Here is a 24,497-nt window from a genome sequence, read left to right as displayed (position 1 = left end):
CGGCTCCGAAGCATCCGCCTAGGCGCCCTAGCGGCGGTGGGATCTTTCCCCCGCGTTCGAGGCCACCCCTGGCTATCTTCACTGCTGGAAAGGCTGGCGACCTGGACGGGTTGAGCGTCTTTGGCGCTTGGACACTTGGAACGCGTCAGGGGATTTAGGCCGGTTCAAGTGGCCCCGATCATCGTCAGCCAACACGGGACGACTCCTGTCCACACTTGGCATATTCAAGCAGGATTCCAGGTTCCGTCGATGACGCCTTACTAGAAGCCGCTCCGCGACTACCGCCCGTGGGGCGGTCATGGCATTCCGACTTCCCGGGACGGCGGCGACTTCCCCGCCACCTGATTGACCGACGGTGGGCGATGCCGTGTCGGTGGTGGAGGCACTCGAAGGGTCGGAGAGGGCGGCCGACAGCCACTCCAGCACCCCCGGTGACTACTCCTTCATCGGCGACGGGGAGGCCGCCTACGGCACGACCGCGGGTGCTCCGCTGAAGCGTGGGTACGCGTTCTCGCAGTACGCCAAGCACGTCCGCCCCGGCTACCAGCGGGTCGCCCTGACGAAGAGTTCCAAGGCCTCACCGTTGGAGGTCACCGCCTACCAGAAAGGTGGAAGGATCACGCTGGTGATCCTCAACCGCTCGGCAAGCGCGGTCGACAATGCCGTGATCCAGGCACCGCAGGACGTGACGAGGGCGGAGCACTACCTCACCTCGCAGAACGCCAATGCGGCCAGCCAGCCGACCAGCGTGAACGCAGGGCAGGTCAGCGTCAACATCGGGCACGCAGCATCTCCACGGTCGTCTTCACCCCCTGAAGATTCGCCACCACGCTCGTCGCATCGCGTTCGGGCGGGTGGGTGCAGGTACCGCACCACCCGCACCCACCCGCCCCGGCCACGGGTCAGCCCGAGGTCTGCCGCCGGCGCGGGGCCAGATCCGCCAGCACCTGCCCGCCTCGGTCGCACCAGGCCAGCGAGCCGGCGACTCCGGTAGTGAGGGGACGCTGCGCCCGCCAGCCCCGCAGCTCCCGGACTCGCCAGCTGCGGGCGTACCGCCCAACGGTGGATCGAGCTGCGGCTGGACAGTACGAACGGCCCGGTCGTCGGCACCTGCACCGCGGGAGGCACCGGCGGCTGGCAGAACTGGACGAGTACCACCGCTGCGCAGTGAACGGAGGGCAGGCCCTCGACGGCCTGCCCCTGCACGTGGGGTCGAGCGCGAGGTGGTTCTCGGGGTGAGCGACGCCTCACGGTGGCGCGGACGATGCCGTCCGCGCCACCGTGGGTACCGGTTCACAACCTCCGCGACCAGCCGACGCCTTCTCAGGAATCCTGGTGCGGTTCGCTGGGCCGACGGTACGGCCGTCCTAACCGATGCGGATCAGTTGCCACTGCTGGTTGTTGCCACCCCAGTCGGCGTACTGGACGATGTTGGCACCGTCGGCGGTGGACGCATTCTGCACCTCCACGGCCTTGCCGCTGTTGCGGTTGATCACACGCACGTAACCGCCGGCTGATTCGGCGAGCCGGAACTGTTGATTCGTGCCGTTGCCATCGCTCCACTGCACGATCGCTGCGGCATCGGAGGTGGAGAAGTTGTAGACGTCCAGCACCTTGCCGGAATGCCGGGACTTCAACCGGTAGTAGCCGCCACCCGAGTCCACGAACTGCCACTGCTGCTGGTTGCCGTTGTTCCTGGCCCACTGGGTGATCCGGGCGCCGTCATTGGTCGCGAGGTTGTACACGTCCAACGCCTTGCCACTGTGCCGGTTCACCAGCACGTACCAGGCACTGGTGTCCACCGGGGTGCCCGGCGGAGGTGTGGAGGGCGGGTTGGCGCCGGCGTTGAGGGCGTTGAGAACGGAGGTGTACGCCGCCTTCTTGTTGCCTGATCGGTCGAACAACAGGGCGTCGTCGGTGCCGCGCCAGGAGTCGCTGTCCCGCACACCCCAGACGGTGATGCCGTTGCAGCGCGAGACGGCCAGGCAGGCGCGGGTGACCGTCGCGTAGATGTTGGCCTGGTTGGAGCCGGTCATGACGTCGAGTTCGGTGATCTGCACGTCGACGCCGAGGTCGGCGAAGCGCTGCAGATTGGCCTGGTAGTCGCCCGGGACCGAGGTGCCCAGGTGGGACTGGAAACCGACACAGTCGATCGGCACGCCACGGGCCTTGAAGTCCCGCACCATGTTGTAGATGCCGGTCGACTTCGCGTTGACGCCGTCGGTGTTGTAGTCGTTGTAGCACAACTTGGCGCCGGGATCGGCCGCCCTGGCTGCGCGGAACGCCGCCTCGATCCAGTCATTGCCCGTACGCTGCAGGTTCGAGTCACGCCGACCGCCGCTGCCGCCGTCGGCGAACGCCTCGTTGACCACGTCCCAGGAGTGGATCTGCCCACGGAAGTGGGCGGCCACCTGGGTGACATGGTTGATCGCGGCGTTACGCAAGGTGGTGCCGGACAGTCCCTGCGCCCAACCCGGTTGCTGCGCGTGCCACAGGAGGGCGTGACCGCGCACGCTCATGCCGTTGGCCCGTGCGTGACTGACGAGACGATCGCCGCCCGTGTAGTTGAACCGACCCTGTTGCGGCTCGGTGGCGTCCCACTTCATCTCGTTCTCGGCGACGACACTGTTGAATTCGCGGTTGAGGATGCCGACGTACTGGCTGTCGGAGAGCTTGCCCGTCGCGACGGCCGCGCCGAAGTAGCGACCCTTCTCGGCGGCGGACGCTTTCAGGGTCGTGCCGGCACTGGCCGTCGAGGCCAGCGCCACCGTCATACCCGCGGTCAGTGCGACGACGAGAGTCGCCGTCGACAGCAGGGTTCTCTTGGTTCTCATGTCGTTCCTTCTCGTTGTCCTCAGCGGTGGTGGTGATGTGCCATTTCGCTCAGGCAAGCCGGTCCGGACGGCGGACGCGGTTCGCTGACGGTCGGACGGGTGGTAGCGACGCCCCCCCCGGGCGCGCTCCGCCGGTCATCGGCCGGTCCGCGCTGGCACGGCGGCCCTATCGGCTGTCGTGCACGGCTGCTGATGGTCCTGAGGCGGCGCCTGGGATGCCCTGGACGCGAGGTCCGGCCAGCGAGCTCGCCCGGTGAGCCACGGCTGCCGTCATCCTCGACATCGAGGGTGAGCGATAACATCAGGTTCGTCAAGACGTGCAAACGCCGCCATGCCACACAGCCCGGGACACCGTCGGAGCGCGCCGAACTCGGCCCGCATCACCCTCGGCGCACGCCCGCGCGATCGGCTGCGGCGAACGAGAAGCCGACCTCGGCCACGCCCGACCGCGACATCCCGACCGGGTGCCCCCGTGCGGCGACCTTGGGCAGAGAAGTCGGCAGCAACTCCTGTTAGCGATATCGTTGCCGGCCGAGCGGCGGGTTCGGGGCTGCGTCTTGTCGCGCCGCGCTGCCGCCGGCGTACGTCAGGTTGCGGGGGACGCGGTGGTGACGGACCGTGAGGGTGGTCGCCAGTTCCAGCCGGAGCTGCGCCGCCCGCTCCCCCGCCCCAGGGTGAGCGCCAACCCGGTGGCGGTGACGGCCATCTCGATCAGCGGCTGGTGAACGGTGGTCAGTGGGGGGGGCGACCAGGGCGGCCATCGGCAGGTCGTCGAAGCCCACCACGCTGAGGTCGGCGGGATCCGCAGGCCCCTGACCCGGGCAGCCCGGTAGACGCCGAGGGACTGCAGGTCGTTGCAGGCGAAGATCGCCGTCGGGCGGTCGGGACGGCTCAACAGCTCCAGCGCCGCCGCCATGCCGTCCTCGTGGTTCAGGCCGGCGTGGACCACCAGGTCGGGATCCACCGGCAGAGTGGCCGCGTCGGGGGCGGAGTGGTAGCCGTCCAGCCGGGCTCGGCAGCACAGAACCGATTCGGGGCCCCCGATCATCGCGATGCGTCGGTGCCCCAGCCCGATCAGGTGACGGGTGGCGGACCGGCCGCCGACCCAGTTCGTCGCCTCCGACGAACGGAACATCGTCAGTCAGCTCGATGGTGGGGTCGAAGACCACGAACGGGATACCCCGACGTGCAACCGGCGGCGCTGCATCTCGTCCAGCTGGGCCACTCGTCGAAGACCAGCTCCATCGTGTTGCTGCGGGTGACTGGTGACGGCCGGCGGTATCCGTGCTGGTTGATGGCCGCCTCGACGCGCGCCCGGGTGTCCGCGGCGACCCGGCCCGGCCGTTGATCACCTTCCACACGGTGGCGAACAGTTCCCTGATGAATGTGCAGTACGTCAGAAAGGCCCACCTGGTCCGCCACCGCGTCCGCGGACCAGGTCTACGTGACCCGCACCGCCTGACCAAGTCCGGTAGCTCGGTCACCGGCAGTCCCGTCTGACGGACAGCGGGGCGTCGCGGGAATCTCCTGCCGCGACGCCCCGCCCTGCCCTGCCCTCGGTCGTGTCCGGGGCGGTCCACTATCTGTGCTGGTCACGAGGTGTCCGGACTCGAACCCTCAACCTTCTGAGTGGGACGCCGCCGTAGCGCGTAGAGCACCGCGCTGACGGCGAAGATCGCTGCACTGGCCACCAGCCAGCGGGCCAGCAGCGGCTGCGGGGGCAGGCCGGTCGCAGCCGTGTACGTGTTGCCGCCGAGTCCGAGGATGCTGGGAAGGTAGACGAGCAGGAGCAGCCCGGAGGCAAGCGCGGGCACCCGCACGTGATTCAGCGCCGATCGACGCTCGGGGCCACCCATCGCCGCGCGCAGCGCCCGATCGACCAGCGCGTAGAGCGGGAACAGGAACAGGTCGTGGGCAATGACCGCGCCGATGAACCAGAGCAGCATCCGCCCCGCGGTCGGCTCTGCGGCCAGTCGCAAGGCTATCCAGCCGGTCACCGCGAAGCAGCCGAGCAGGAGCAGTAGATGCCAGAGCGCGGCGCCATAGGTGCGCCGGAACTCAGTCATGGGGCTGTTCCTCGAAGGTGATTCCGCGGACCCATTTCGTGCAGTGCACGCCAGGCAGCGCAGGAACGATGATCCGCGCCGGATAGCCGTGGTCGGCCGAGAGGTCGACGCCGTTGACCCGCAGGGCGAGCAACGAGTCGGGGTGGCGGACCTGGTTGACCTGCAACCGGGCCTGACGGAACAGACCGCCCTGTTCCAACGACTCGACCCGCGCCACGGCGCTGTCGGGTGCGCCGACCACAGCGGCGAGGTCCCGTAGCCGGACCCCGGTCCAGGTCTGCGTCGTCGACCAACCCTCGACGCAGGCGATCGGCAGGTCCGCGGTGTGCTGCGTCATCGCGAGCAGGCCATCGCGGTCCACCTCGACCGTACGGCTGCCGCCGCGCACCGTCAGTCGCCACCGGGCCCCGGTGTCAGCGGGTCGGATACCGGCCGCGGCGGCGGTCCGGTTGACCGGGAATCCGTTCGGTCCTTCGTCGGGCTGCCGCCCCCTGGGTAGCAGCAGCGCGGTCCGGCGCAGCACCCCGTCCAGGCTCTGCCCGACGGTCAGCGCCGCCAACAGCAACGCGCCGCCCCCGGTCAGGGCGAGAACGCCACGTCGGCTCATCGTCGCCGGGCCGGGCCGGCGGGCTACCAGCCCGTCCGGATCCGCCGGCTCCGGCGTGGTCTCCTCCGCCGTCGTACGCGTGAAGCGCGGGCCACGCAGCGCGGAGATCGTACGAGGAAGCTTGATCACCACGTGCGTGACGAGGGCGGCGGTGAAGATCCAGGCGCCGTACCAGTGCGCGGTGTAGAAGTCGAACCCGAACAGGTACGCGTACTGGATGTTGAGCAGGCCGGTCGCCATCTCGAAGAGGATTCCGCCCACCAACAGCAGCAGCGACAGCCGTTCGAGCACCTGGGCCAGCGAACGGGCCGGCGGCCAGTCGAACAGCTTGGGTACCACCGACCAGAGCTTCGCCACCACCACCGGAACCAACACGATGCCGAGCGTCACGTGCAGCCCCTGGGTGAGCCGGAACAACCAGGCGGGGCGGGTCGGCCAGTCGAAGACGAGAGGGCGCAACCAGCCCACGTCGCGGGGAAATGCCTGACCGAGCCGAGGGCCGTACGCGATCCAGTCCAGGAGGCCGGTGATGATCACCAACGGTAGCGTGGCGAGCAGGACGACGCCGAACACGGACGTCAACCACGGGCCACGCACCGGACTGCGCCACGCGTTGGTGGCGGCGTCCGCTCCAGGAGGGCGATGCCGATCCAACGCACGCCACAGCCACGCCGGGTAGGCGTCCATTCGCTTACCGATCGCCCCGGCGGACCGCCCAGGCCCGTCGGACATGCGCCTCGGCTCACCACGGTCAGCTCCCGCAGGTGGATCGTCAGACGGCGGGTCGGCTGGCACGGTTCCTCCAGTCGGCGAGGGCGTCGAACCGGACGCGACGGGCTTCGTGCAGGACGCTAACCGGCAACGGCGCCCTCGGGCGGGCTTTGCGGCATTACCGAAGGCTTACCGGCCGTCCCCTTACGAAGTGCTGACGTCGGAGCCGAACCGGCCCCGACGGCCGCCCCGCTGACCTAGCGTGACGCAATGCGGGTACTCGTCACCGGCGCCGCCGGGTTCATCGGATCGCAGGTCGCGGACCTGCTCGTCGCGGCGGGGCACCAGGTGGTGTGCCTGGACGCGCTGTTGCCCCAGGCGCACGGGAGCGTGCTGCCCGCGTGGTTCCGCCGCCATGATCCGGTCGTTGGCGACATCCGCGATCCGCACCTGCTCGACGATCTGCTGGCCGGGGTCGATGCCGTGTGTCACCAGGCGGCGATGGTCGGGCACGGACTGGACCCGTCGGATGCTCCCGACTACGTCAGCCACAACGACTACGGCACGGCGGTACTGCTGGCGGCGATGCACCGGACTGGCGTGTCTCGTCTGGTGTTGGCCAGTTCCATGGTCGTCTACGGTGAAGGGCGATACACGTGCGCCCGGCACGGGGTCGTTCGACCGGCCCCACGTCGCGAGGCCGATGTCGCCGCCGGCCGGTACGACCCCACCTGTCCGGTATGCGCCGGCCCACTCACCAGCGCACTCGTGCCGGAAGACGCCCCGCTCGAACCGCGCAGCACCTACGCGGCCAGCAAACTGGCCCAGGAGCATCTGGCCGCCGCGTGGAGCCGGCAGACCGGGGCAGGGGTCTGGGCACTGCGCTACCACAACGTGTACGGCCCCCGGATGCCCCGCGACACCCCTTATGCCGGCGTCGCGTCGATCTTCCGGTCGGCGCTGGCCCATGGTCGGCCGCCGCGGGTCTACGAGGACGGCTTGCAGCGGCGCGACTTCGTGCACGTTTCCGACGTGGCGCGCGCGAACGTGCTGGCGCTGACCGCTTCGGCTCCGGACGGTCTGGTACCGGTGAACGTCTGCTCCGGCCAGCCGCACACCGTCGGTGATCTCGCCACCGCGTTGGCGGCGGCGATGGACGGGCCAGCACCGGTGGTCGTCGGCGGCGCCCGGGCCGCCGACGTGCGGCACGTGGTCGCCGACCCCGGCCGCGCGCGCGACCTGCTCGGATACACCGCCCGGGTCAGCTTCGTCGACGGAGTGAGCGCCTTCGCCACCGATCCGCTACGGGAACCCGCCGTCGTGTCGGTCTGAGCAGACTCGCCCCACCCCCACCCAGCGACGGCGGGGGGCCGGCTCACGAGACGGTGAACAGCAGGTGATTGACGGCCAGGGCGGTGAGCGCCTGCCCGGCCAGCCACCAGCGGTGCGTCGCGGCGGGCAGATGCGCGGTGGCCACGAGCAGCCAGACCGTGAACGGTAGCCAGATCCGCTCCACCTCTGCCTTGCTCATGCCCGACAGGTCGGCGGCGAGCACCGCCAGCAGCGCGGCGGCCGGTAGCAGAACGGTAGGCCCGAGTGTCTCGACCCGTCGCGCGAGCGCGCCGAGCCGCCGGTTTCGCACCGCGACGCGGGTCAGCAGTCCACCGCCCGGTCCCGATCCGCTGGTCCTCGGCGTCGGCGCGGTCAGTTCCGGGGGGCTGGCCCACGCCCGCCAGGCCCCGCGGGCCGAGTGCAGAGTGCGGCGCAGCGCCGGCCCGACCACCGGCCCGGCAGAGAGCAGCAGCGCCGCCAGGTTGGCCCAGACCCAGTATGTGTAGGGACGGTCGGCCGCCCAACCCTGGTAGTAGCGCTCGACCACCCGGTCGTACCCCTGCCACCAGTAGAACCCCGCCACGGTGAACGCCACTGCCACCGTGGCCACACCGGTCGCGCCAGCGAGCAGCGCGGCACCCCGGCCTCCTGGACGCAGCGCGAGCACGACGAGAGCCAGGGGCGCGACAAGCACGAAGCCGTAGGACAGGTACAGCGCGAAGCCGAGCAGTACGCCGCCGGCCAACGCGGTCGCGGTTCCTCGTACTGCCAGCAGCGCGAGGCCGGCGGCTACCACCCCGGTGAAGAGACCGTCGGCGGAGGCACCTATCCAGACCGCTCCGGGCAGCAGCACCAGGAACGGCAGCGATGCTCGGGCGGCCCCGCCGGCGCCCAGGGCCCGTAAGGCGATCGGCACGGATACCACGACGCTTGCCCCGACCAGGACGCAGGCCAGCGCCGCCGCCGTGCCACCACCCAGGCCCACCCGGTCGAGTGCGACGAACACCAGCAGGGCACCTGGTGGATGGCCGGCGGTGTGGGTGGACCACGAGCCGGGCTGGAAGTCCAGAATGCGGTCCGCGAAACCGGCCAGCATCCGCCCGATGTCTGTCACCCGGGGTACCTCGTGCAGATACTCCGCCTGCGGGGTGAGCCGTCTCGTCAGCCCCTCCGACCAGCCGTCCACGAGGGCCAGGGCGAGCGTCCAGCCGACCGCCGCCAGGTAGCCGACGGACAGCAGAGTGCCCCATCGGGCGGTGCGGGCCCACTGCGATCCGGGCCCGACCACCGCGACGGCGATCGCCAACGCGGCCGGCGTGCCCCAGCCCAGGTGCGGTCTCCAGGTGGCGTAGAGCGGCGCGGCGTCGGCGTGCAGGCCCACGCCTGCGCGGTTGAGCATCGCGCCCACCGCCACGGCGGTGACCAACAGCGTCGCCTCGACGCCCAGCACCAGCAGGTCGCCCCGGTGGCGGTTCGGGATGCGGTGGTGGACGGACGAGCGGGAAACGGTGGCACCGGGTCTCATGTCGACCGGACGGTACGGCTCGGTCCACGCCCCCGTCAGCCACTTCGTCGGTATGTCACCGGACGGTAAGAAGTGTCTGTGCGGTAAGTGTTCCGTAAGGTCGGATCGGGCGCGGGCCGCCCTGGGCCGGCCCTAGCGTCGGCGGTATGCCGACACAGATCGACGTGGTGCTGCCGTGCCTGGACGAGGCCGCTGCCCTGCCCGCCGTGCTGACCGCGTTGCCGCCCGGATACCGGGCGATCGTCGTTGACAACGGGTCGCGCGACGGCTCACCCGAGGTGGCCGCCCGGCACGGTGCGCGGGTGGTGCACGAACCACGGCGGGGGTACGGAGCGGCCGTGCACACCGGGATCGAGGTGGCCGACACCGAACTCGTCTGCGTGCTGGACGCCGACGGATCCTTCGCCCCCCGAGAGCTACCCGCCCTGGTCGCCCTCGTCGCCGACGGGGTCGCTGATCTGGCCGTCGGCCGTCGTCGACCGGTCGGTGTCGGGGTGTGGCCCTGGCACGCCCGGGCGGGCACGGCGCTGGTCGCCGCGCTGCTGCGGCACCGGGGCGTGCCGCTGCGTGACCTCAGCCCGATCCGGGTGGCCCGCCGGGAGGCACTGCTCGCCCTCGGAGTCACAGACCGGGCCTTCGGCTATCCGCTGGAGCTGTTGATCCGGGCCGCCGCGGCGGGTTGGCGCATCCACGAGGTGGATGTCACCTACGCCCCGCGCGCTGCCGGCACCCGTTCCAAGGTCTCCGGCTCTGTACGGGGCACCCTGCGGGCCACCCGAGACTTCGCCGCCGTGTTGCGTACCGTACGGGAGCCCCGGTGACCGTCGTGCTGGTGATGGCCAAGGCGCCCGTGCCCGGCTTGGTGAAGACCCGGCTGTGCCCGCCGGCGACTCCCGTCCAGGCCGCTGAGTTGGCCGCCGCCGCGCTGCGGGACACCCTGGATGCCGTCCGGGAGACACCAGGGGTGACACCCGTTCTGGCGTTGGCCGGACACCTCGCGGAAGCCGTGGACGGCGTGGAGTTGACCGCCGCCCTCGCCGGTTGGTCGGTCCTGCCGCAGCGAGGCACGGATCTCGCCGACCGACTCGCGCACGCCCACCTCGACGTCGCCGAGACCTTCCCCGACCGTCGGGTGCTGCAGATCGGGATGGACACCCCGCAACTGACCCCGGCGCGGCTGGCCGCCGCCATGTGCCGGCTCGAAGATGCCGACGCAGCGCTTGGGTACGCCCACGACGGCGGCTGGTGGGCGCTGGGGCTACGCGACCCCCGGCAGGCGGTGATGCTGCGCGCGGTGCCGATGTCGACGCCGGACACGGGCCGATCGACATGGTCCGCACTGACTGGACGCGGGCTACGCGCCGTGCCGCTGCCCGTGCTGCGCGACGTCGACAACTGGTCCGACGCGCGCGCCGTGGCGGCGGCGATCCCGGATGGCCGGTTCGCCCGCCAGGTCGAGGCCGTGCGTCGCGCCATGGTGGTACGCGCGTGAACGGGGACGGATTCGCCTCCGCGCTACGCGACCACGCTGGAGACGTGCACTGGCTGATGCCTGCGGACGGGCCCCGCCGCCGCCTGCCGGTGAAGCGGTGGCATCGACCGGCCAACCCCGCGGACGCGACGGTGGTCGCCCGCTGTGCCGGCCCCACCCTCGACCTGGGGTGCGGTCCGGGCCGGATGTCGATGGCACTGACCAGGGCCGGGCTGAGCGCCGTGGGGGTGGACGTGTCGTCGCAGGCGGTGGCGTTGACCCGGGCGCGCGGCGCGGTCGCCGTGCACGCCGACCTGTTCGGCCCGCTGCCAGCCGAGGGGCGGTGGGCACACACGGTGCTGCTCGACGGGAACATCGGCATCGGGGGCGACCCGGTCGCGCTGCTGCGACGGTGCGGGGCGCTGCTGCGTCCGTCCGGCACGGTGCTGGTCGAGCTGGAACCGCCTGGCGCCGGCGCCTGGCAGGGGCAGGTCCACGTGGCGACCGGACGACATCGGGGCCCTACCTTCCGCTGGGCGTGGCTGGACACGGATGCGGTGTCAGGTGTCGCTGCTGCGGCGGGACTGGCGGTCGGCGAGGTGTTCCGGTCTGACCGTCGCTGGTTCGCCGAGTTGACCCGCTTGGACCGTCCCGCCGCGCCATGACCTCCGCCCCTGGCAGGCCGCAGCCGTAAGAACCTGGCAAGCTTTGGGCCGGCCGTCGGCAACCGATTCGTCGCTACGCTGGCCGGATGGATGCGGCCGGGACATGGCGGGAACGAGGGCCGCAGGCCAAGAAGCAGGTGCTGGTGGTCGACGACGATCACAACGTCAGCGACGTGATCTGCCGTTATCTGGAGCACGACGGTTTCCAGGCCAGCCACGCGGGCGACGGGGCAGCGGCGTTGGCGGCCGTCGCCAGGCAGACGCCAGACCTGGTGGTGCTCGACCTGATGCTGCCCGAGGTCAGCGGCCTGCAGGTGTGTCGTGAACTGCGGGCCGGGCCACACGGCGTACCGATCATCATGCTCACCGCGCTTGGTGACGAGGCCGACCGGATCCTCGGCCTGCAACTGGGTGCGGACGACTACCTGACCAAACCCTTCTCGCCGCGGGAGCTGGTGCTGCGGGTCCGTTCGGTGCTTCGCCGTGCCGGCGGTGAGCAGGCCCTCGGGCGGCCAGAGACTCTCACCGACGGCAGCCTGATGGTGCAGACCGGCCCCCGCACGGTCCATCTCGCCGGCAGGGAACTCGCTCTGACCCTGCGCGAGTTCGACCTTCTCGTCCACCTGATGCGGCACCCGGCCCGGGTGTTCACCCGAGCCGAACTACTCGAGCGGGTCTGGGGCTGGAGCTTCGGCGATCACTCGACCGTGACCGTGCACGTCCGGCGCCTGCGCGAGAAGATCGAGACCGACCCTGCCAACCCCCGACGGCTCGTGACTGTCTGGGGCATCGGCTACCGGTACGGGCCCGCCGATGTGTGATCTGGCACTGATCTTCGCGATCGCTCTCGGCGCGGCGCTCGCCGCCGGCGTCGTCGGAGCGCTGCTGCTGCGTCTGCTCCGAGGCAGCTCGATCATCGTGCACCTCTGCGTGCTGCTCACCACGGCGGTGGTCGCGGTTGTCCTCGGAGTCGTGGCGGTCGCGGAGGCGATGTTCCTGTCCCCGCACGACCTGGAGGTGGTGTTGATCACCGTTGGCGCGGCGGCGGTGGTCAGCCTCGGCGTCGGCGGGCACTTCGGCCGCCGGTTGGCCACTGCCGCGGTGTGGGCCGACCAGGCCCGCGAACGGGAGCGGCAGGTGGAGGCCGGGCGTCGGGACCTCGTCGCCTGGGTCTCCCATGACCTGCGGACCCCACTCGCCGGGCTGCGGGCGATGGCGGAGGCGCTCGAGGACGGCGTCGTCCGTGATCCCGCGACGGTCGAGGAGTACCACCGGCGTATCCGGCTGGAGACGGACCGGATGACCAGGCTCGTCGACGATCTGTTCGAACTGTCCCGGATCAACGCCGGGGCCCTGCGGCTGTCCATGGCGGCGGTACCGCTCGGCGAGGTGGTCTCGGACGCACTGGCCAGCACCGCCCCTCTGGCCGCAGCCCGACGAATCAAGCTGGTCGCCGCGGAGTCCGGCTGGCCGACGGTCGCCGCCAGTGAACCAGAGCTGACCCGGGTAGTGGCGAACCTGCTGCTCAACGCGGTGCGCTACACGCCACCGGACGGCACCGTAGTCGTCGAGGCCGGCCGCGACCGGGACCTCGCCTGGCTGTCCGTCGCCGACACCTGCGGCGGCATCCCCCCTTCCGATCTACCTCGACTGTTCGACGTCGCATTCCGGGGCGAGCCCGCCCGCACCCCCCGCGCTTCAGGTGGTGACAGCGCGTCCGGAGGTCTCGGACTAGCGATCGTGCGCGGACTGGTCGAAGCGCACGGCGGCCGGGTCGAGGTAAGCAACACCGCAGACGGATGCCGGTTTGTCGTCCGACTCGCGGCCGTCTGAGCCTCGACAATGGACGTGTGCACTTGCGGCACGGCACGCCGCCGGCCGCGGTGGGTCGTAGCCGCACGGTGATGGCGACGTCGCGGGGATGGTGCTCTGCCCGCGCAGCCGCGCGATCAGTGCTGTCCCGATCCCTCAGGTGGATGGGCGACGGCCCTGCTGGGCCAGTGCCCGGCGCCGGCGCGTCAGTGTCACGCCGGCGGCCAGGGCGAGCAGCGCCAGCGCCAACGCGGCGACGGTCCACGGCCCCAGATCCGCCAGCCAGCCGCTGAGCGCTGTCTGAACGGCGCCGGCCGCGTCGATGATCGGGTCGTCCGTGTCACCTCGACCGGTGAAGACCCGCACCTCGTACCAGCCGTACCAGGCCACGTATCCACCGGTGACCATCAGCAGCAGGCCGGCGACACGCCCCAGCAGCGGTGCGGCCCGACGGGTACGGCGCACCAGTGAATCGCGGGCCAGCGCGACGGCCAGTGCGGCGGCCCCCACCGCGAGCCCCATACCCATCGCGTACGCCACGAAGAGGCCGACGCCGGAGAGCGCCGACCCGGCGCGGAAGCCGGCGACCACGACGGCCAGGAAGGGGCCGATGGTGCAGCCGAGCGAGGCGATCGCGTAGGCCATGCCGAACAGCACCATCGAGCCGAACCGTCGGCGGACCACCGGTCCGGTCGTCACCTTCGGGGTGAAGGCCGGCAGTTGGCGTCCGGCCAGCAACCAGCAGCCGGCGGCCACCAGGGCGAGACCGATCAGTATCGACACCCAGGGCAGGTGACGGGCGACCGCGTCCGCCGCAGGGGCGGCGAGCAGCCCGAACGCGCCGAACACCGCGACGAACCCCAGCGTCATCGCGCCGGTCAGCGCGACCGCCCGGCCGACCGGTGCGAGCAGGCCCCGCTCGGCCGACGGCTCGTCGCCCAGCACCAGCATCGACAGGTACGCGGGCAGCAGTGCGAAGCCGCACGGGTTGACCGCGGCCAGCAGCCCGGCGCCGACGGCGAGGCCGTATGGCGTGTCCGGCATGGTCAGTTCAGCCCGGCGACCCGCTTGCGCAGGTCCGCCGGGGACAGTGGTCCGGTGTGCACGACGGTGCCGGCTGAGTCGATGAGCACGTACTGTTCCTGGCTGGTCACCTCGAAGCGGCGCCAGACCTGACCGTTGTCGTCGGCCATGTGGGGGAAGCCCTCGATCCCGGTCTCCTTCGCAAACCGTCGCATCGCCTCGTCGCCGCTGCCGAGCCCGGCCACGCCGACCACGTTGACCCGGCCGGCGTTCTCGCGCTGCACGGCGGCGACCTCGTCGGCGACCGCACGGCAGCGGGTACACCAGGCCGCCCAGAACCACAGCACCGCAGGCTTGCCGGCGAGGCTGCTACCCGAGAAGGACCCGCCATCGATCGTCCGGCCGGTGAACGAGATCGTCTCCGGGGCTGCGGCGTTCGTCGCACCGCTGGCCGCCGGGCCGCCAGTGCCCGCAGTGGTCTGCGGGGCCGCTGCGCTTGGCCCGACGGTCGTGCCGTCCGGGGCGGCGGGCGGCTCGGTGCCGCCGCATGCGGCGAGGGCGAGAACGACCGCCGTCAAGGCGGCCACACCGGGCAGGGATGCGGTACGGGGACCGGGCATGAGCGGATACTAGCCCGGCCTCCTGGTCGGGCAGCATTACCGCTTTCTTACGTGCGGGTCAGACGCCGTCGCCGGTCGAGGCGGCCGGCCTGGTCGGCAGCACGTAGTCACCCGCTGGCCCTGCCCCGGGGTGATCGCGGTCGTCATCCGGCGCGCCACCTTGATCGGTCGAAAGCCGACCAAGGCACTCGACCGAATGTCGCCGATCCATGTAATGTTATCGATAACATCGACATGCTTCGTATCCATCGGGCTCTTGGCCGACCCTGCCACCGGACCCGGGGCAGGCACGCCCCGCTCAGCACCGCCTTCCCGATACAGCGCTCCCACCAGCGATGGGTGCGCTGACGGAGTCCTCCTCCACAGGGGCAGCGCCGCCCACCCCGTACGCCCAACCCGGCCCGGCGGTGCTCGTCCAGCGATGGACCGCGTGGGCCGGACCGACCACCACCCGCCCACCGCGCCCGGAGGCCGTGATGCCCTCTCCCTTCCTCAACCGTCGACTCCTGCTCAGGTCCGCTGGCGTGGTCGCCGTCGCCAGCACCGGCGGGTCCGTTCTCGGCGCCGTCAGCGGCGGCGGTGCGGCCAGCGCCGCCCTGCCCCCGGCCCGGTCCGACATCGGCGTCTCCGCCTACGCTTTCGAGCCGGGTCAGGTCCGGCTGTCCGCGAGCCGCTGGCAGGAGAACCAGGGCCGTACGCTGAACTACCTACGCTTCGTCGACGTCAACCGGCTTCTGTACAACTTTCGCGCCAACCACCGCCTCTCCACCGCCGGTGCCGCCGCAACCGGCGGGTGGGACGCCCCGACGTTTCCGTTCCGCACCCACGTGCAGGGACACTTCCTGACCGCGTGGGCCCACGCGTGGGTGGTCCTCGGCGACACCACCTGCCGGGACAAGGCCAACCTCATGGTGGCCGAACTGGCGAAGTGTCAGGCCAACAACGCTGCCGCCGGCTTCAACGCTGGCTACCTGTCCGGATTCCCCGAGTCCGACTTCACCGCGCTGGAGGCGCGAACGCTGGGCAACGGCAATGTGCCGTACTACTGCGTTCACAAGACCCTCGCAGGGCTGCTCGACGTCTGGCGCCTCATCGGCAACACCCAGGCCCGCGACGTGCTGCTGGCGCTGGCCGGCTGGGTCGACTGGCGTACCGCCCGACTCACCACCGCCCAGATGCAGGCCATGCTGGGCACCGAGTTCGGCGGCATGAACGCCGTTCTGACGGACCTCTACCAGCAGACCGGCACCGTCCGGTGGCTCACCGCCGCCCAGCGGTTCGACCACGACGCCGTGTTCAACCCCCTCGCCGCCAACTCCGACCAGCTCAACGGCCTGCACGCCAACACGCAGGTGCCGAAGTGGATCGGCGCCGCCCGCGAGTTCAAGGCCACCGGCACAACCCGCTACCGGGACATCGCCAGCAACGCGTGGAACATCACCGTCAACGCGCACAGCTACGTGATCGGCGGCAACAGCCAGGCCGAGCACTTCCGGGCGCCCCATGCCATCGCCGGATACCTACGCTCGGACACCTGCGAGGCCTGCAACACGTACAACATGCTGAAGCTCACCCGGGAGTTGTGGCTGCTGGACCCGAACCGGGCCGCCTACTTCGACTTCTACGAGCGGGCCCTGCTCAACCACATGATCGGGCAGCAGAACCCGGCCGACAACCACGGGCACATCACCTACTTCACGCCGCTGAGCCCGGGCGGCCGGCGCGGTGTCGGCCCGGCGTGGGGAGGCGGCACCTGGAGCACCGACTACCACTCGTTCTGGTGCTGTCAGGGCACCGGCTTGGAGACCAACACCACGCTGATGGACTCGATCTACTTCCACAACGGCAGCACGCTGACGGTGAACCTCTTCATGCCTTCTGTGCTCACCTGGTCCCAGCGCGGAATCACCGTCACCCAGACCACCTCGTACCCGGTTGGCGACACCACCACCCTGACCGTCACCGGCACAGCCGGCGGATCGTGGACGATGCGGATCCGGATCCCCGGGTGGACGAGCGGAGCCACCGTCAGCGTCAACGGCACGCCGCAGAACATCGCCACGACACCTGGCAGCTACGCCAGCCTCACCCGATCCTGGGCCTCCGGCGACGTGGTCACCGTCCAGCTGCCGATGCGGGTCGTGCTGTCCCCCGCCAACGACAACGCCGCAGTGCAGGCGATCACGTACGGGCCGGTGGTGCTCTCCGGCAACTACGGCAACACCGCTCTGAGTGGGCTGCCCTCGCTGAACACCGCCTCGATCACCCGGACCAGCACCAGCGCGCTCGCGTTCACCGCCGTGGCCAACGGCGCCACGGTCAACCTCGGACCGTTCTACGACGCGCACGGACACAACTACACGGTCTACTGGAGCGTCGCAGGTGGGGGCGGCAGCGAGGCCAGCTTCCGCCTCGTCAACGCGGCCAGCGGTCTCGTACTCGGCATCCGGGACATGTCCACCGCCGACGGCGGCCTCGCCCTGCAATGGGGCGACACCGGCACCGCCGACCACGACTGGCAGATCCTGGTCGACGGATCGGCGGTCCGGCTGCGCAACGTCAACAGCGGCAAGGTGCTCGGGGTGGAGAACATGTCCACCGCCGACAACGCCCGTATCCTCCAGTGGGCCGACAACGGCACCGCCGACCATCTGTGGACGCCCGTCGACGTGGGCGACGGCACGCACAAGGTGCGCAACGTGCACAGCGGCAAGCTGCTCGCCATCGCCGGCGACGCCACCGCGCAGGGCGCCCAGGCGGTGCAGGACCGGGACAACGGCAGCCCGGACAACCAGTGGCGGTTCGTGCCCAACGGCGCCCGCCGGATCCAGAACCTCGCCAGCGGGCTCGTGCTCGGCGTACGGGACATGTCCACCGCCGACGGCGGGCTCGTCCTCCAATGGGGCGACAGTGGCACCGCCGACCACCTGTGGACCGCGATCGTGGACACCGGCGGCTATCTGCGCCTGCGTAACTCGCACAGCGGCAAGGTGCTCGGCGTCGAAGGCGGTTCCAGTGCCGCCGGCGCCCGGATCGTGCAGTGGGCCGACAACGGCGCGACCGACCACCGGTGGCGGTTGCGCTACGGCGGCAGCGGCTACTTCCGCATCCAGTGCGCCAACGGCGGTCGGGTCCTCGGCGTCAGCGGCGGCTCCGGCAGCCAGGGCGCCCTGATCGTCCTCGCCGACGACAGCGGGGCAGCCGACCGGCGCTGGCGATTCATCTGACCGAGCGGGCGGGTCGGCGGGCGCGACCCGCTCCACGCCGCCGACGCCCCCGTTGGTGAGAGCCGGGCCGGGTCAGCGCGCGGGGGCGCCGACGCTGCCGCGCACGACCAGGCTCGGTGCGACTGTCCGTCGCAGTGGGCCGACGACACCGGACTCGATCTGGGCGAGCAGCAGGTCCAGGCTCGCCCGGGCGACGGCGGCGAAGTCGGGCCGCACCGTGGTCAGCGGCGGGATGAAGTAGGCCGCCTCGGGCACGTCGTCGAAGCCGACCACGCTGATGTCGTCGGGCACCCGTCGGCCGTGCTCGTGCAACGCCCGCAGCACACCGAGCGCCAGGTGGTCGTTGGCGGTGAAGACCGCCGTGACCTCCGGCATCCGGGCGAGCATCTGTCCGCACCGGTACCCCGCTGCCGCCGACCAGTCCGCCGGCAGCAGCGGCGGCACCTCGGCGCCCGCCGCCCGCAGCGTCTCCCGCCATCCCTCGATCCGGCCGGCGCTGTCGAACCAGTCCGACGGCCCGGAGACGTGCCAGACCGTCCGGTGCCCCGCGTCGAGGAGGTGCTGCGTGGCGGCCCGGGCCCCGGCGACCTGGTCGACCGTCACCAGGGGCACCGGACGGCGCGGGTCGCCGTCGACGGTGACCAACGGAACGTCCTTGGGGAGCCGTTCGAGGGCCTCCCCCGCCGACTCGACCGGCGCGATCACCACGATGCCGGCGACCCGGTGCACGAGGTGCCGCTCCACCGCCGCGGAGATGGACCGGTGGTCCAGGTCGCTCACGCTGCCGACGCTGACCGCGAACCCCGCCTCGGCGGCCGCCTGCTCCAACGCGGCCAGCAACGACGCCGGACCGTAGAGGGTGGTGTTCTGCGCGACCACACCGATCACCTGGGACCGACCGGTCACCAGCGCCCGCGCGGCCCGGTTGGGTCGGTAGCCGAGCTCCGCGATGGCCGCCTGGACCCGCAGCCGGGTCTGCTCACGCACGTTCGGGTGCCCGTTGAGCACCCGGGACACCGTCTGGTGGGAGACGCCGGCGAGGCGAGCAACGTCCGTCATCGCAGGACCGCGCACGGCCACCTCACTCTCCCCGCCTGCCCGTCGGCGATCGCGCGTCGAGGTCGACGGGAGCGGCCTTCGTGGTACGAAATCCGCCCTCGCGACCGCCGCGCGCATGTGTGTGCGGTGGCCCAGGTTGGAACCCCGACAGTCTACGCCAGCCGTCCCACTGACCAGGGAACGGCTGACCCGGCGATCCGGCGCGGCACTGCCGCGGTGTGCTCAGGGCGATCAACGCACCATGAGCGCCCGCCCGACGCTCCGCGCCCCCGCCCCGGCGATGGCCGGTAGCCGAAACGCGGAGAGGAGCAGGACACCACCCGGCACCCGCCCGGGTGGCCCCCGTGCCGAGGGGCCACCCGGGTCGTCGAGGTGTGTGCGCTCAGAACCCCCGGGCGAGCCGGTAGTAGGCCTGGTTCCAGCGGATCTCGTCGGCGAAGCGGCGCGTGTCGGTGTGCGCGTCGATGACGACCAGCTCGGTGCGTGTCATTTCGGCCAGGTCGTGCAGCTCCTCCACGCCCACCGCCTGGGACAGCACGGTGTGGTGCGGGGCGCCGGCGGTGATCCAGGCCTCCGCCGAGCCGGCCAGGTGCGGGCGGGGTCGCCACACGGCCCGCGCGACCGGCAGCCGGCGTAGCGGACGCGGCGGCGCCACCACGTCGACCTCGTTGGCCACCAGACGGAAGCGCTCCCCCATGTCCGCGAGGCCGAGCACCACCGCCGGACCGGGCGCGGCGTCGAAGACCAACCGGACGGGGTCCTTGCGCCCGCCGATGCTCAACGGATGGATCTCGACCTTCGGGGTGTCACCGGCGATCGTCGGGCACACCTCGAGCATGTGGGCGCCGAGCACCAGTTCGTCGCCGGGCGTCAGGTCGTAGGTGTAGTCCTCCATGAAGGACGTCCCGCCCGCCACCCCGACCGCCATCGACTTGAGCGAGTGCACGAGCACCGAGGTCTTCCAGTCGCCCTCCCCGCCGAAGCCGTAGCCGTCGGCCATGAGTCGCTGCACGGCGATGCCCGGGAGCTGGCGCAGGCCGCCGAGGTCCTCGAAGTTCGTGGTGAAGGCCCGGAAGCCGCCCTCGTCCAGGAACGCGCGCAGGCCCAGCTCCAGCCGCGCGGCGTAGCGCAGGGAGTCGTGTCGCGCCCCGCCCGGCCGTAGCTGCGGGTCGACCCGGAAGGTGTCGTCGTACTCCTTGACCAGGTCGTCGATGCGCGCGTCGGCCACCTGGTCGACGACCGCGACGAGGTCGTTGACCCCGTAGGTGTTGACCGAGACGCCGAAGCGCAGCTCCGCCTCGACCTTGTCGCCCTCGGTCACCGCCACGTCGCGCATGTTGTCCCCGAAGCGCGCCAGCCGCAGCGAACGCATCGCCGAGTACCCGAGCGCGGCCCGCGCCCAGGCCCCGATCCGGGCGGTCACCCGGGGATCGCTCACGTGCCCGGCGACGGTCTTGCGGGCCACACCGAGGCGGGTCTGGATGAAGCCGAACTCACGGTCGCCGTGCGCGGCCTGGTTCAGGTTCATGAAGTCCATGTCGATCTCGTCCCAGGGCAGCAGGACGTTGGCCTGGGTGTGCAGGTGCAGCAGCGGCGTGCGCAGGGCGTCCAGACCGGCGATCCACATCTTGGCCGGCGAGAAGGTGTGCATCCAGGCGATCACCCCGACCGCGCCCTGCACGGCGGCGTCCCGACACGCGTCGAGGATGTCGGTGCTGGAGGTCAGGATCGGCTTCCAGACCACCCGTACGGGGATCCCCGGTGCGTCGTCGAGCTGCGCGGCGATCTGCCGGGACTGGTCGGCGACCTGCCGGAGGGTGTCCTCGCCGTACAGGCCCTGGCTGCCGGTGAGGAACCAGACCTCGGGTTCAGCGTGCGATGCCATGCAATTGCCTTCCGAGAGGGGCGTTCACTTGAAGCGGATGCCGATGAGGCGCTGGAGGAGGATGAAGGCGAAGAGCAGGCCACCGATCACGATCCTCGTCCACCAGGAGTTGAGGCTCCCGTCGAAGGTGATCAGGGTCTGGATCACGCCGAGCACCAGCACGCCGAGCACCGTGCCGAACACGTAGCCGGACCCGCCGGTGAGCACGGTGCCGCCGATGACGACGGCCGCGATCACGTCCAGTTCCATGCCGACGGCGATCAGCGGTGCCCCGGAGAGCGTGTAGAACGACAGCAGGATGCCGCCCACGGCCGAGCACAACCCGCTCACCGTGTAGACGGCGATGCGGGTACGCCCCACCGGCAGGCCCATCAGCAACGCCGACTGCGGGTTGCCGCCGATCGCGTACACGTTGCGGCCGAAGCGGGTGTACGTGAGCACGTAGGCGGCCACGAGCACCACCGCGAACGCGATCAGCACACTGATCGTCACGAAGTTCCCCCTGGGATCCCCGATGCGCTCCTGCGACACGGCAGTCCAGAAGCCGTCGGTGATGGGGATCGACGCGTCACTGATGAAGGTGCACATGCCCCGAGCGAAGAACATCCCGGCGAGGGTGGCGATGAACGGTTGGATCTCGAAGAAGTGGATGGCACAGCCCATCAGGAACCCGAGGGTCGGGCCGATCAGCAGCGCGATGACCAGCACCAGGCCCGCGGGCAGCCCGGCCCGCAGCAGCGACGCCGACACCATCGCGGTCATCGCGACCACGGAGCCGACCGACAGGTCGATGCCGCCGGTGAGGATCACGAAGGTCATGCCGACCGCGACGACCAGCAGGAACCCGTTGTCGATGAAGACGTTGAAGACGACCTGGACGTTGGAGAACGCGCGGTACTGGGACACGCCGACGCCGTACATGACCAGCAGCAGGGCGAGCGTGGCCAGGACCGGGACGTGCCGCCGGGGCACCCCGGGCCGCCGGATGCGGCCGGTGGTCAGCGACGTACTGCTCATGCCGGCACCTGCTCCTTCTCCCGCTGCGCCGCCGTGGGCCCGGGTGTGGTTGCGCCGCGACGGCGGCGGAACCTGGCCCGGAACGCCGGCGACTGGATGAGGCAGACGGCGATGACGACGACCGCCTTGAACAGCAGGGCCGTCTGCGGCGAGATGTTCATGGCGTAGACCGAGGTGGTGAGGGTCTGGATGATCAGCGCACCGAGGATGGTGCCGCCGAGGGAGAATCGGCCGCCGGCGAGTGAGGTGCCGCCGATGACCACCGCGAGGATCGCGTCGAGTTCCACCCAGAGGCCGACGGCGTTGCCGTCGGCGCTGGACACGTTCGCCGTCATCATGAACCCGGCGATCGCGGCGCAGGCGGCGCTGACGACGTACACGAGGAAGATGACGCGCCCGGAGCGGATGCCGGCCAGCCGGCTCGCCTCGGCGTTGCCGCCGACGGACTCGATGATCAGGCCGAGCGCGGTACGGCGGGTGAACGCGGCGATGAGCAGGGCCGCCCCCAGGGCGATGAAGACGGCCAGCGGGAGGGTCAGGAAGTGGCCGAGCCCGATCGCGCGGTACGGACCAGAGTTGATCGTGATGATCTGTCCCTCGGTGACCAACTGCGCGAGCCCCCGGCCGGCCACCATCAGGATCAGCGTGGCGATGATCGGCTGGATGCCGATGACGGCGACCAGCACCCCGTTCCAGGCGCCGAGCACGAGCGCGGCACCGAAGGCCAGCGCGAGCGCCGTGAGAACGGTCGACAGGCTGCTCTGGTCGGCTGCCTCGCTGATGAAGAGGCAGGCTATGGCGCCGCTGATCGCGGACAGTGAGCCGACGGAGAGGTCGATGCCGCCGGTGGCGATGACGAGGGTCATGCCCAACGCGACCAGGATCAGCGGTGCGCTCAGCCGGAGGATGTCGACCGGGGTCCCGTACAGGTGGCCGTTCTTGACCTCAACGGCGAGGAAGCCGGGCCGGTAGATCGTGTTGGCGAGGATCATGACCACCAGCACGAGCGCAGGCCAGAACAGGCGGTGGCCGGTCAGCGGACGGAAGCGCTCGACGACGGCGTTCATCGGTACACCTCCTCACTGCTCGTTCCGCTGGCGATGGTGCGCATGACGCGGTCGGCGTCGAGAGAGTCGTCGTTGTCGAGCTGGGCGACCATGGTCCGGTCGCGCATCACGGCGACGCGGTGGCTCAGCCGCAGCACCTCCTCCAGCTCCGCGGAGATGAACAGCACCGCCATGCCGCCGTCGGAGAGCTGCACCACGAGTTTCTGGATCTCGGCCTTCGCGCCGATGTCGATCCCGCGCGTGGGCTCGTCGAGGATCAGCAGGCGCGGCTCGGTGATGAGCCAGCGCGCCAGGAGCACCTTCTGCTGGTTGCCGCCGGAGAGGTTGCGCACCGGCAGGTCCGGGTTCGCCGGCCGGATGCTGAGCGCCCTGATGTACTTCTCGACCAGCTCGTCCTGTCGGCGACGGGGGATCGGCCGTAGCCAGCCGCGCGCTGCCTGCATCGCGAGGATCATGTTCTCCCGCACCGACAGCTCGGGAACGATGCCCTCCGCGCGGCGGTTCTCGGAGCAGAACCCCACGCCACGGTCGATGGCCTGGACCGGGCTCCGCAGGGCACCCCCGCCACCGTCGATGACGACCTTGCCGTGGTCAGCGCGGTCGGCACCGAACAGCAGCCGTGCCACCTCCGTGCGGCCGGAGCCGAGCAGGCCGGCGAGCCCGACCACCTCACCGGCGTGGATCCGCAGGCTGAACGGGGCGACCGCACCCTCACGACCCAATGCCGACGCGTCCACCAGCGGGGCCTCGTCGGACCGGATGGCACTGGCTCGCTTCTGCTGCTCGTCGAGGCGCTCCAGCACGTCGAGCTCCTTGCCGATCATCTTCTCGACGAGGCTCAACTGGGGCAGGTCCCCGGTCCGGTACTCCCCCACCAGCGTGCCGTTGCGCAGCACCGTGATGCGGTCGGCGATGCCGTACACCTGGTCGAGGAAGTGGGTGACGAAGAGGATCGCCATACCCTCGTCGCGCAGCTGCCGCATGATGCGGAACAACTGCGCGACCTCGTCGGCGTCCAGGCTGGACGTCGGCTCGTCCAGGATCAGCACCCGGGCCCGTACGTCGATCGCCCGGGCGATGGCGACCATCTGCTGCACCGCCAGCGAGTACGTTCCCAGCTGTGCGGTGACGTCGATATCGAGTTCCAGCCTGGCCAGGAGGGTCTGCGCCCGCCGTCGCGTCTCGCCCCACCGGATGGCGCCGAGGCGGCGCGGTTCCCGGCCGATGAAGATGTTCTCCGCCACGGACAGGTTGGCGCAGAGGTTGACCTCCTGGTAGACGGTGCTCACGCCGGAGGCGGCCGCCTGCATCGGGCCGCGGAAGGCGACCTGCCGACCGTCGAGGACGATGGTGCCCTCGTCGGTGCCGTGGACGCCGGTCAACACCTTGATCAGGGTCGACTTGCCGGCACCGTTCTCGCCCATCAGAGCGTGGACCTCGCCCGGAAAGAGCCGGAAGTCGACATCGTCGAGCGCGCGTACCCCGGGGAAGGTCTTGCTGATCCCGGTCATGGTCAGGAGCGGACGGCTACCCGTCATCCCATCGGACCTCTTCTGCATAGTGTCGATAGACGACA

Annotated in this window: 20 protein-coding genes; 8 read left to right on the top strand and 12 right to left on the bottom strand. The window is 70.8% G+C overall.

Annotated features, from left to right (window positions below):
* Positions 1 to 1,066: 1,066 nt before the first annotated feature.
* Positions 1,067 to 1,171, top strand: a complete 105-nt coding sequence (locus AC5L34_RS15895; protein ID WP_441176018.1) for a carbohydrate-binding protein — start codon at positions 1,067 to 1,069, stop codon at positions 1,169 to 1,171.
* A gap of 196 nt (positions 1,172 to 1,367) precedes the next feature.
* Here AC5L34_RS15895 and AC5L34_RS15890 read toward each other — a convergent pair whose 3' ends face one another.
* The 4 genes from AC5L34_RS15890 to AC5L34_RS15875 form a co-directional block, all read right to left on the bottom strand.
* Positions 1,368 to 2,834, bottom strand: a complete 1,467-nt coding sequence (locus tag AC5L34_RS15890; RefSeq protein ID WP_441175903.1) for an endo-1,4-beta-xylanase — start codon at positions 2,832 to 2,834, stop codon at positions 1,368 to 1,370.
* Positions 2,835 to 3,420: 586 nt separating this feature from the next.
* Positions 3,421 to 3,969: a substrate-binding domain-containing protein gene (locus tag AC5L34_RS15885; protein WP_494825644.1), complete on the bottom strand. Its 549-nt coding sequence runs from the start codon at positions 3,967 to 3,969 to the stop codon at positions 3,421 to 3,423.
* 457 nt (positions 3,970 to 4,426) lie between these two features.
* Positions 4,427 to 4,900 (bottom strand): hypothetical protein, encoded by a 474-nt coding sequence (locus AC5L34_RS15880; protein ID WP_494825642.1) that lies wholly within the window; start codon positions 4,898 to 4,900, stop codon positions 4,427 to 4,429.
* On the bottom strand, positions 4,893 to 6,239 hold the full coding sequence (locus AC5L34_RS15875; RefSeq protein ID WP_494825640.1) for a molybdopterin-dependent oxidoreductase: 1,347 nt from the start codon (positions 6,237 to 6,239) through the stop codon (positions 4,893 to 4,895). The genes AC5L34_RS15880 and AC5L34_RS15875 overlap by 8 nt, the downstream gene beginning before the upstream one ends.
* Positions 6,240 to 6,488: 249 nt before the next feature.
* Between AC5L34_RS15875 and AC5L34_RS15870 the strand changes: the two genes are divergently transcribed.
* On the top strand, positions 6,489 to 7,550 hold the full coding sequence (locus AC5L34_RS15870; protein WP_494825638.1) for an NAD-dependent epimerase/dehydratase family protein: 1,062 nt from the start codon (positions 6,489 to 6,491) through the stop codon (positions 7,548 to 7,550).
* A 43-nt stretch (positions 7,551 to 7,593) separates the two neighbouring features.
* Here AC5L34_RS15870 and AC5L34_RS15865 read toward each other — a convergent pair whose 3' ends face one another.
* The gene (locus AC5L34_RS15865; RefSeq protein WP_441175907.1) at positions 7,594 to 9,075 is read right to left on the bottom strand and encodes a hypothetical protein; all 1,482 of its coding nucleotides are present in this window, start codon (positions 9,073 to 9,075) and stop codon (positions 7,594 to 7,596) included.
* A gap of 146 nt (positions 9,076 to 9,221) precedes the next feature.
* Between AC5L34_RS15865 and AC5L34_RS15860 the strand changes: the two genes are divergently transcribed.
* The 5 genes from AC5L34_RS15860 (at position 9,222) to AC5L34_RS15840 (ending at position 13,044) form a co-directional block, all read left to right on the top strand.
* Positions 9,222 to 9,896 carry a glycosyltransferase family 2 protein gene (locus tag AC5L34_RS15860; RefSeq protein ID WP_250101218.1) on the top strand — a complete coding sequence of 225 codons (675 nt, stop codon included), beginning with the start codon at positions 9,222 to 9,224 and terminating at the stop codon, positions 9,894 to 9,896.
* Positions 9,893 to 10,567, top strand: a complete 675-nt coding sequence (locus AC5L34_RS15855) for a TIGR04282 family arsenosugar biosynthesis glycosyltransferase (protein WP_494825635.1) — start codon at positions 9,893 to 9,895, stop codon at positions 10,565 to 10,567. Before AC5L34_RS15860 ends, AC5L34_RS15855 begins: the two co-directional genes overlap by 4 nt.
* On the top strand, positions 10,564 to 11,211 hold the full coding sequence (locus AC5L34_RS15850) for a class I SAM-dependent methyltransferase (RefSeq protein WP_494825633.1): 648 nt from the start codon (positions 10,564 to 10,566) through the stop codon (positions 11,209 to 11,211). Before AC5L34_RS15855 ends, AC5L34_RS15850 begins: the two co-directional genes overlap by 4 nt.
* 86 nt (positions 11,212 to 11,297) lie before the next feature.
* On the top strand, positions 11,298 to 12,032 hold the full coding sequence (locus AC5L34_RS15845; protein WP_494825631.1) for a response regulator transcription factor: 735 nt from the start codon (positions 11,298 to 11,300) through the stop codon (positions 12,030 to 12,032).
* Entirely contained in the window at positions 12,025 to 13,044 is a 1,020-nt protein-coding gene (locus AC5L34_RS15840; RefSeq protein ID WP_494825629.1) for a sensor histidine kinase, read from the top strand. The genes AC5L34_RS15845 and AC5L34_RS15840 overlap by 8 nt, the downstream gene beginning before the upstream one ends.
* A 135-nt stretch (positions 13,045 to 13,179) precedes the next feature.
* Here the strand turns inward: AC5L34_RS15840 and AC5L34_RS15835 are convergent, their stop codons facing one another.
* Together AC5L34_RS15835 and AC5L34_RS15830 are read right to left on the bottom strand one after the other, a co-directional pair.
* The gene (locus tag AC5L34_RS15835) at positions 13,180 to 14,067 is read right to left on the bottom strand and encodes a cytochrome c biogenesis CcdA family protein (protein WP_441175912.1); all 888 of its coding nucleotides are present in this window, start codon (positions 14,065 to 14,067) and stop codon (positions 13,180 to 13,182) included.
* A 2-nt stretch (positions 14,068 to 14,069) separates the two neighbouring features.
* Positions 14,070 to 14,666, bottom strand: a complete 597-nt coding sequence (locus AC5L34_RS15830) for a redoxin domain-containing protein (RefSeq protein WP_494825627.1) — start codon at positions 14,664 to 14,666, stop codon at positions 14,070 to 14,072.
* A 476-nt stretch (positions 14,667 to 15,142) separates the two neighbouring features.
* Between AC5L34_RS15830 and AC5L34_RS15825 the strand changes: the two genes are divergently transcribed.
* Positions 15,143 to 17,893, top strand: a complete 2,751-nt coding sequence (locus tag AC5L34_RS15825; protein WP_441175914.1) for a beta-L-arabinofuranosidase domain-containing protein — start codon at positions 15,143 to 15,145, stop codon at positions 17,891 to 17,893.
* Between the two features lie 72 nt (positions 17,894 to 17,965).
* Here AC5L34_RS15825 and AC5L34_RS15820 read toward each other — a convergent pair whose 3' ends face one another.
* The 5 genes from AC5L34_RS15820 to AC5L34_RS15800 form a co-directional block, all read right to left on the bottom strand.
* Positions 17,966 to 18,952, bottom strand: coding sequence for a LacI family DNA-binding transcriptional regulator (locus tag AC5L34_RS15820; RefSeq protein WP_441175915.1), 987 nt, complete (start codon positions 18,950 to 18,952; stop codon positions 17,966 to 17,968).
* A gap of 382 nt (positions 18,953 to 19,334) precedes the next feature.
* A complete protein-coding gene (gene araA, locus AC5L34_RS15815) occupies positions 19,335 to 20,837 on the bottom strand; it encodes an L-arabinose isomerase (protein WP_494825624.1) in 1,503 nt (500 codons plus the stop codon).
* Between the two features lie 24 nt (positions 20,838 to 20,861).
* Positions 20,862 to 21,854, bottom strand: coding sequence for a galactofuranose ABC transporter, permease protein YjfF (yjfF, locus tag AC5L34_RS15810; protein WP_441175917.1), 993 nt, complete (start codon positions 21,852 to 21,854; stop codon positions 20,862 to 20,864).
* Complete coding sequence (locus AC5L34_RS15805) at positions 21,851 to 22,921, bottom strand: ABC transporter permease (protein WP_494825622.1); 1,071 nt, start codon at positions 22,919 to 22,921, stop codon at positions 21,851 to 21,853. Before AC5L34_RS15805 ends, yjfF begins: the two co-directional genes overlap by 4 nt.
* Complete coding sequence (locus AC5L34_RS15800; RefSeq protein WP_494825620.1) at positions 22,918 to 24,459, bottom strand: sugar ABC transporter ATP-binding protein; 1,542 nt, start codon at positions 24,457 to 24,459, stop codon at positions 22,918 to 22,920. Before AC5L34_RS15800 ends, AC5L34_RS15805 begins: the two co-directional genes overlap by 4 nt.
* Between the last annotated feature and the right edge of the window lie 38 nt (positions 24,460 to 24,497).

Source organism: Micromonospora sp. ZG13 (assembly GCF_059359355.1).
The sequence above is the reverse complement of the archived record's forward strand: the minus strand, read 5'-3'. Positions and strand labels throughout refer to the sequence as shown.

What these genes read in the sequence shown, in the direction of transcription:
- AC5L34_RS15890 (WP_441175903.1), bottom strand. Translation starts at nt 2,834, where the DNA reads ATGAGAACCAAGAGAACCCTGCTGTCGACGGCGACTCTCGTCGTCGCA.
- AC5L34_RS15885 (WP_494825644.1), bottom strand. Translation starts at nt 3,969, where the DNA reads ATGTTCCGTTCGTCGGAGGCGACGAACTGGGTCGGCGGCCGGTCCGCC.
- AC5L34_RS15880 (WP_494825642.1), bottom strand. Translation starts at nt 4,900, where the DNA reads ATGACTGAGTTCCGGCGCACCTATGGCGCCGCGCTCTGGCATCTACTG.
- AC5L34_RS15875 (WP_494825640.1), bottom strand. Translation starts at nt 6,239, where the DNA reads ATGTCCGACGGGCCTGGGCGGTCCGCCGGGGCGATCGGTAAGCGAATG.
- AC5L34_RS15870 (WP_494825638.1), top strand. Translation starts at nt 6,489, where the DNA reads ATGCGGGTACTCGTCACCGGCGCCGCCGGGTTCATCGGATCGCAGGTC.
- AC5L34_RS15865 (WP_441175907.1), bottom strand. Translation starts at nt 9,075, where the DNA reads ATGAGACCCGGTGCCACCGTTTCCCGCTCGTCCGTCCACCACCGCATC.
- AC5L34_RS15860 (WP_250101218.1), top strand. Translation starts at nt 9,222, where the DNA reads ATGCCGACACAGATCGACGTGGTGCTGCCGTGCCTGGACGAGGCCGCT.
- AC5L34_RS15845 (WP_494825631.1), top strand. Translation starts at nt 11,298, where the DNA reads ATGGATGCGGCCGGGACATGGCGGGAACGAGGGCCGCAGGCCAAGAAG.
- AC5L34_RS15840 (WP_494825629.1), top strand. Translation starts at nt 12,025, where the DNA reads ATGTGTGATCTGGCACTGATCTTCGCGATCGCTCTCGGCGCGGCGCTC.
- AC5L34_RS15835 (WP_441175912.1), bottom strand. Translation starts at nt 14,067, where the DNA reads ATGCCGGACACGCCATACGGCCTCGCCGTCGGCGCCGGGCTGCTGGCC.
- AC5L34_RS15830 (WP_494825627.1), bottom strand. Translation starts at nt 14,666, where the DNA reads ATGCCCGGTCCCCGTACCGCATCCCTGCCCGGTGTGGCCGCCTTGACG.
- AC5L34_RS15825 (WP_441175914.1), top strand. Translation starts at nt 15,143, where the DNA reads ATGCCCTCTCCCTTCCTCAACCGTCGACTCCTGCTCAGGTCCGCTGGC.
- AC5L34_RS15820 (WP_441175915.1), bottom strand. Translation starts at nt 18,952, where the DNA reads ATGACGGACGTTGCTCGCCTCGCCGGCGTCTCCCACCAGACGGTGTCC.
- araA (WP_494825624.1), bottom strand. Translation starts at nt 20,837, where the DNA reads ATGGCATCGCACGCTGAACCCGAGGTCTGGTTCCTCACCGGCAGCCAG.
- yjfF (WP_441175917.1), bottom strand. Translation starts at nt 21,854, where the DNA reads ATGAGCAGTACGTCGCTGACCACCGGCCGCATCCGGCGGCCCGGGGTG.
- AC5L34_RS15805 (WP_494825622.1), bottom strand. Translation starts at nt 22,921, where the DNA reads ATGAACGCCGTCGTCGAGCGCTTCCGTCCGCTGACCGGCCACCGCCTG.
- AC5L34_RS15800 (WP_494825620.1), bottom strand. Translation starts at nt 24,459, where the DNA reads ATGACGGGTAGCCGTCCGCTCCTGACCATGACCGGGATCAGCAAGACC.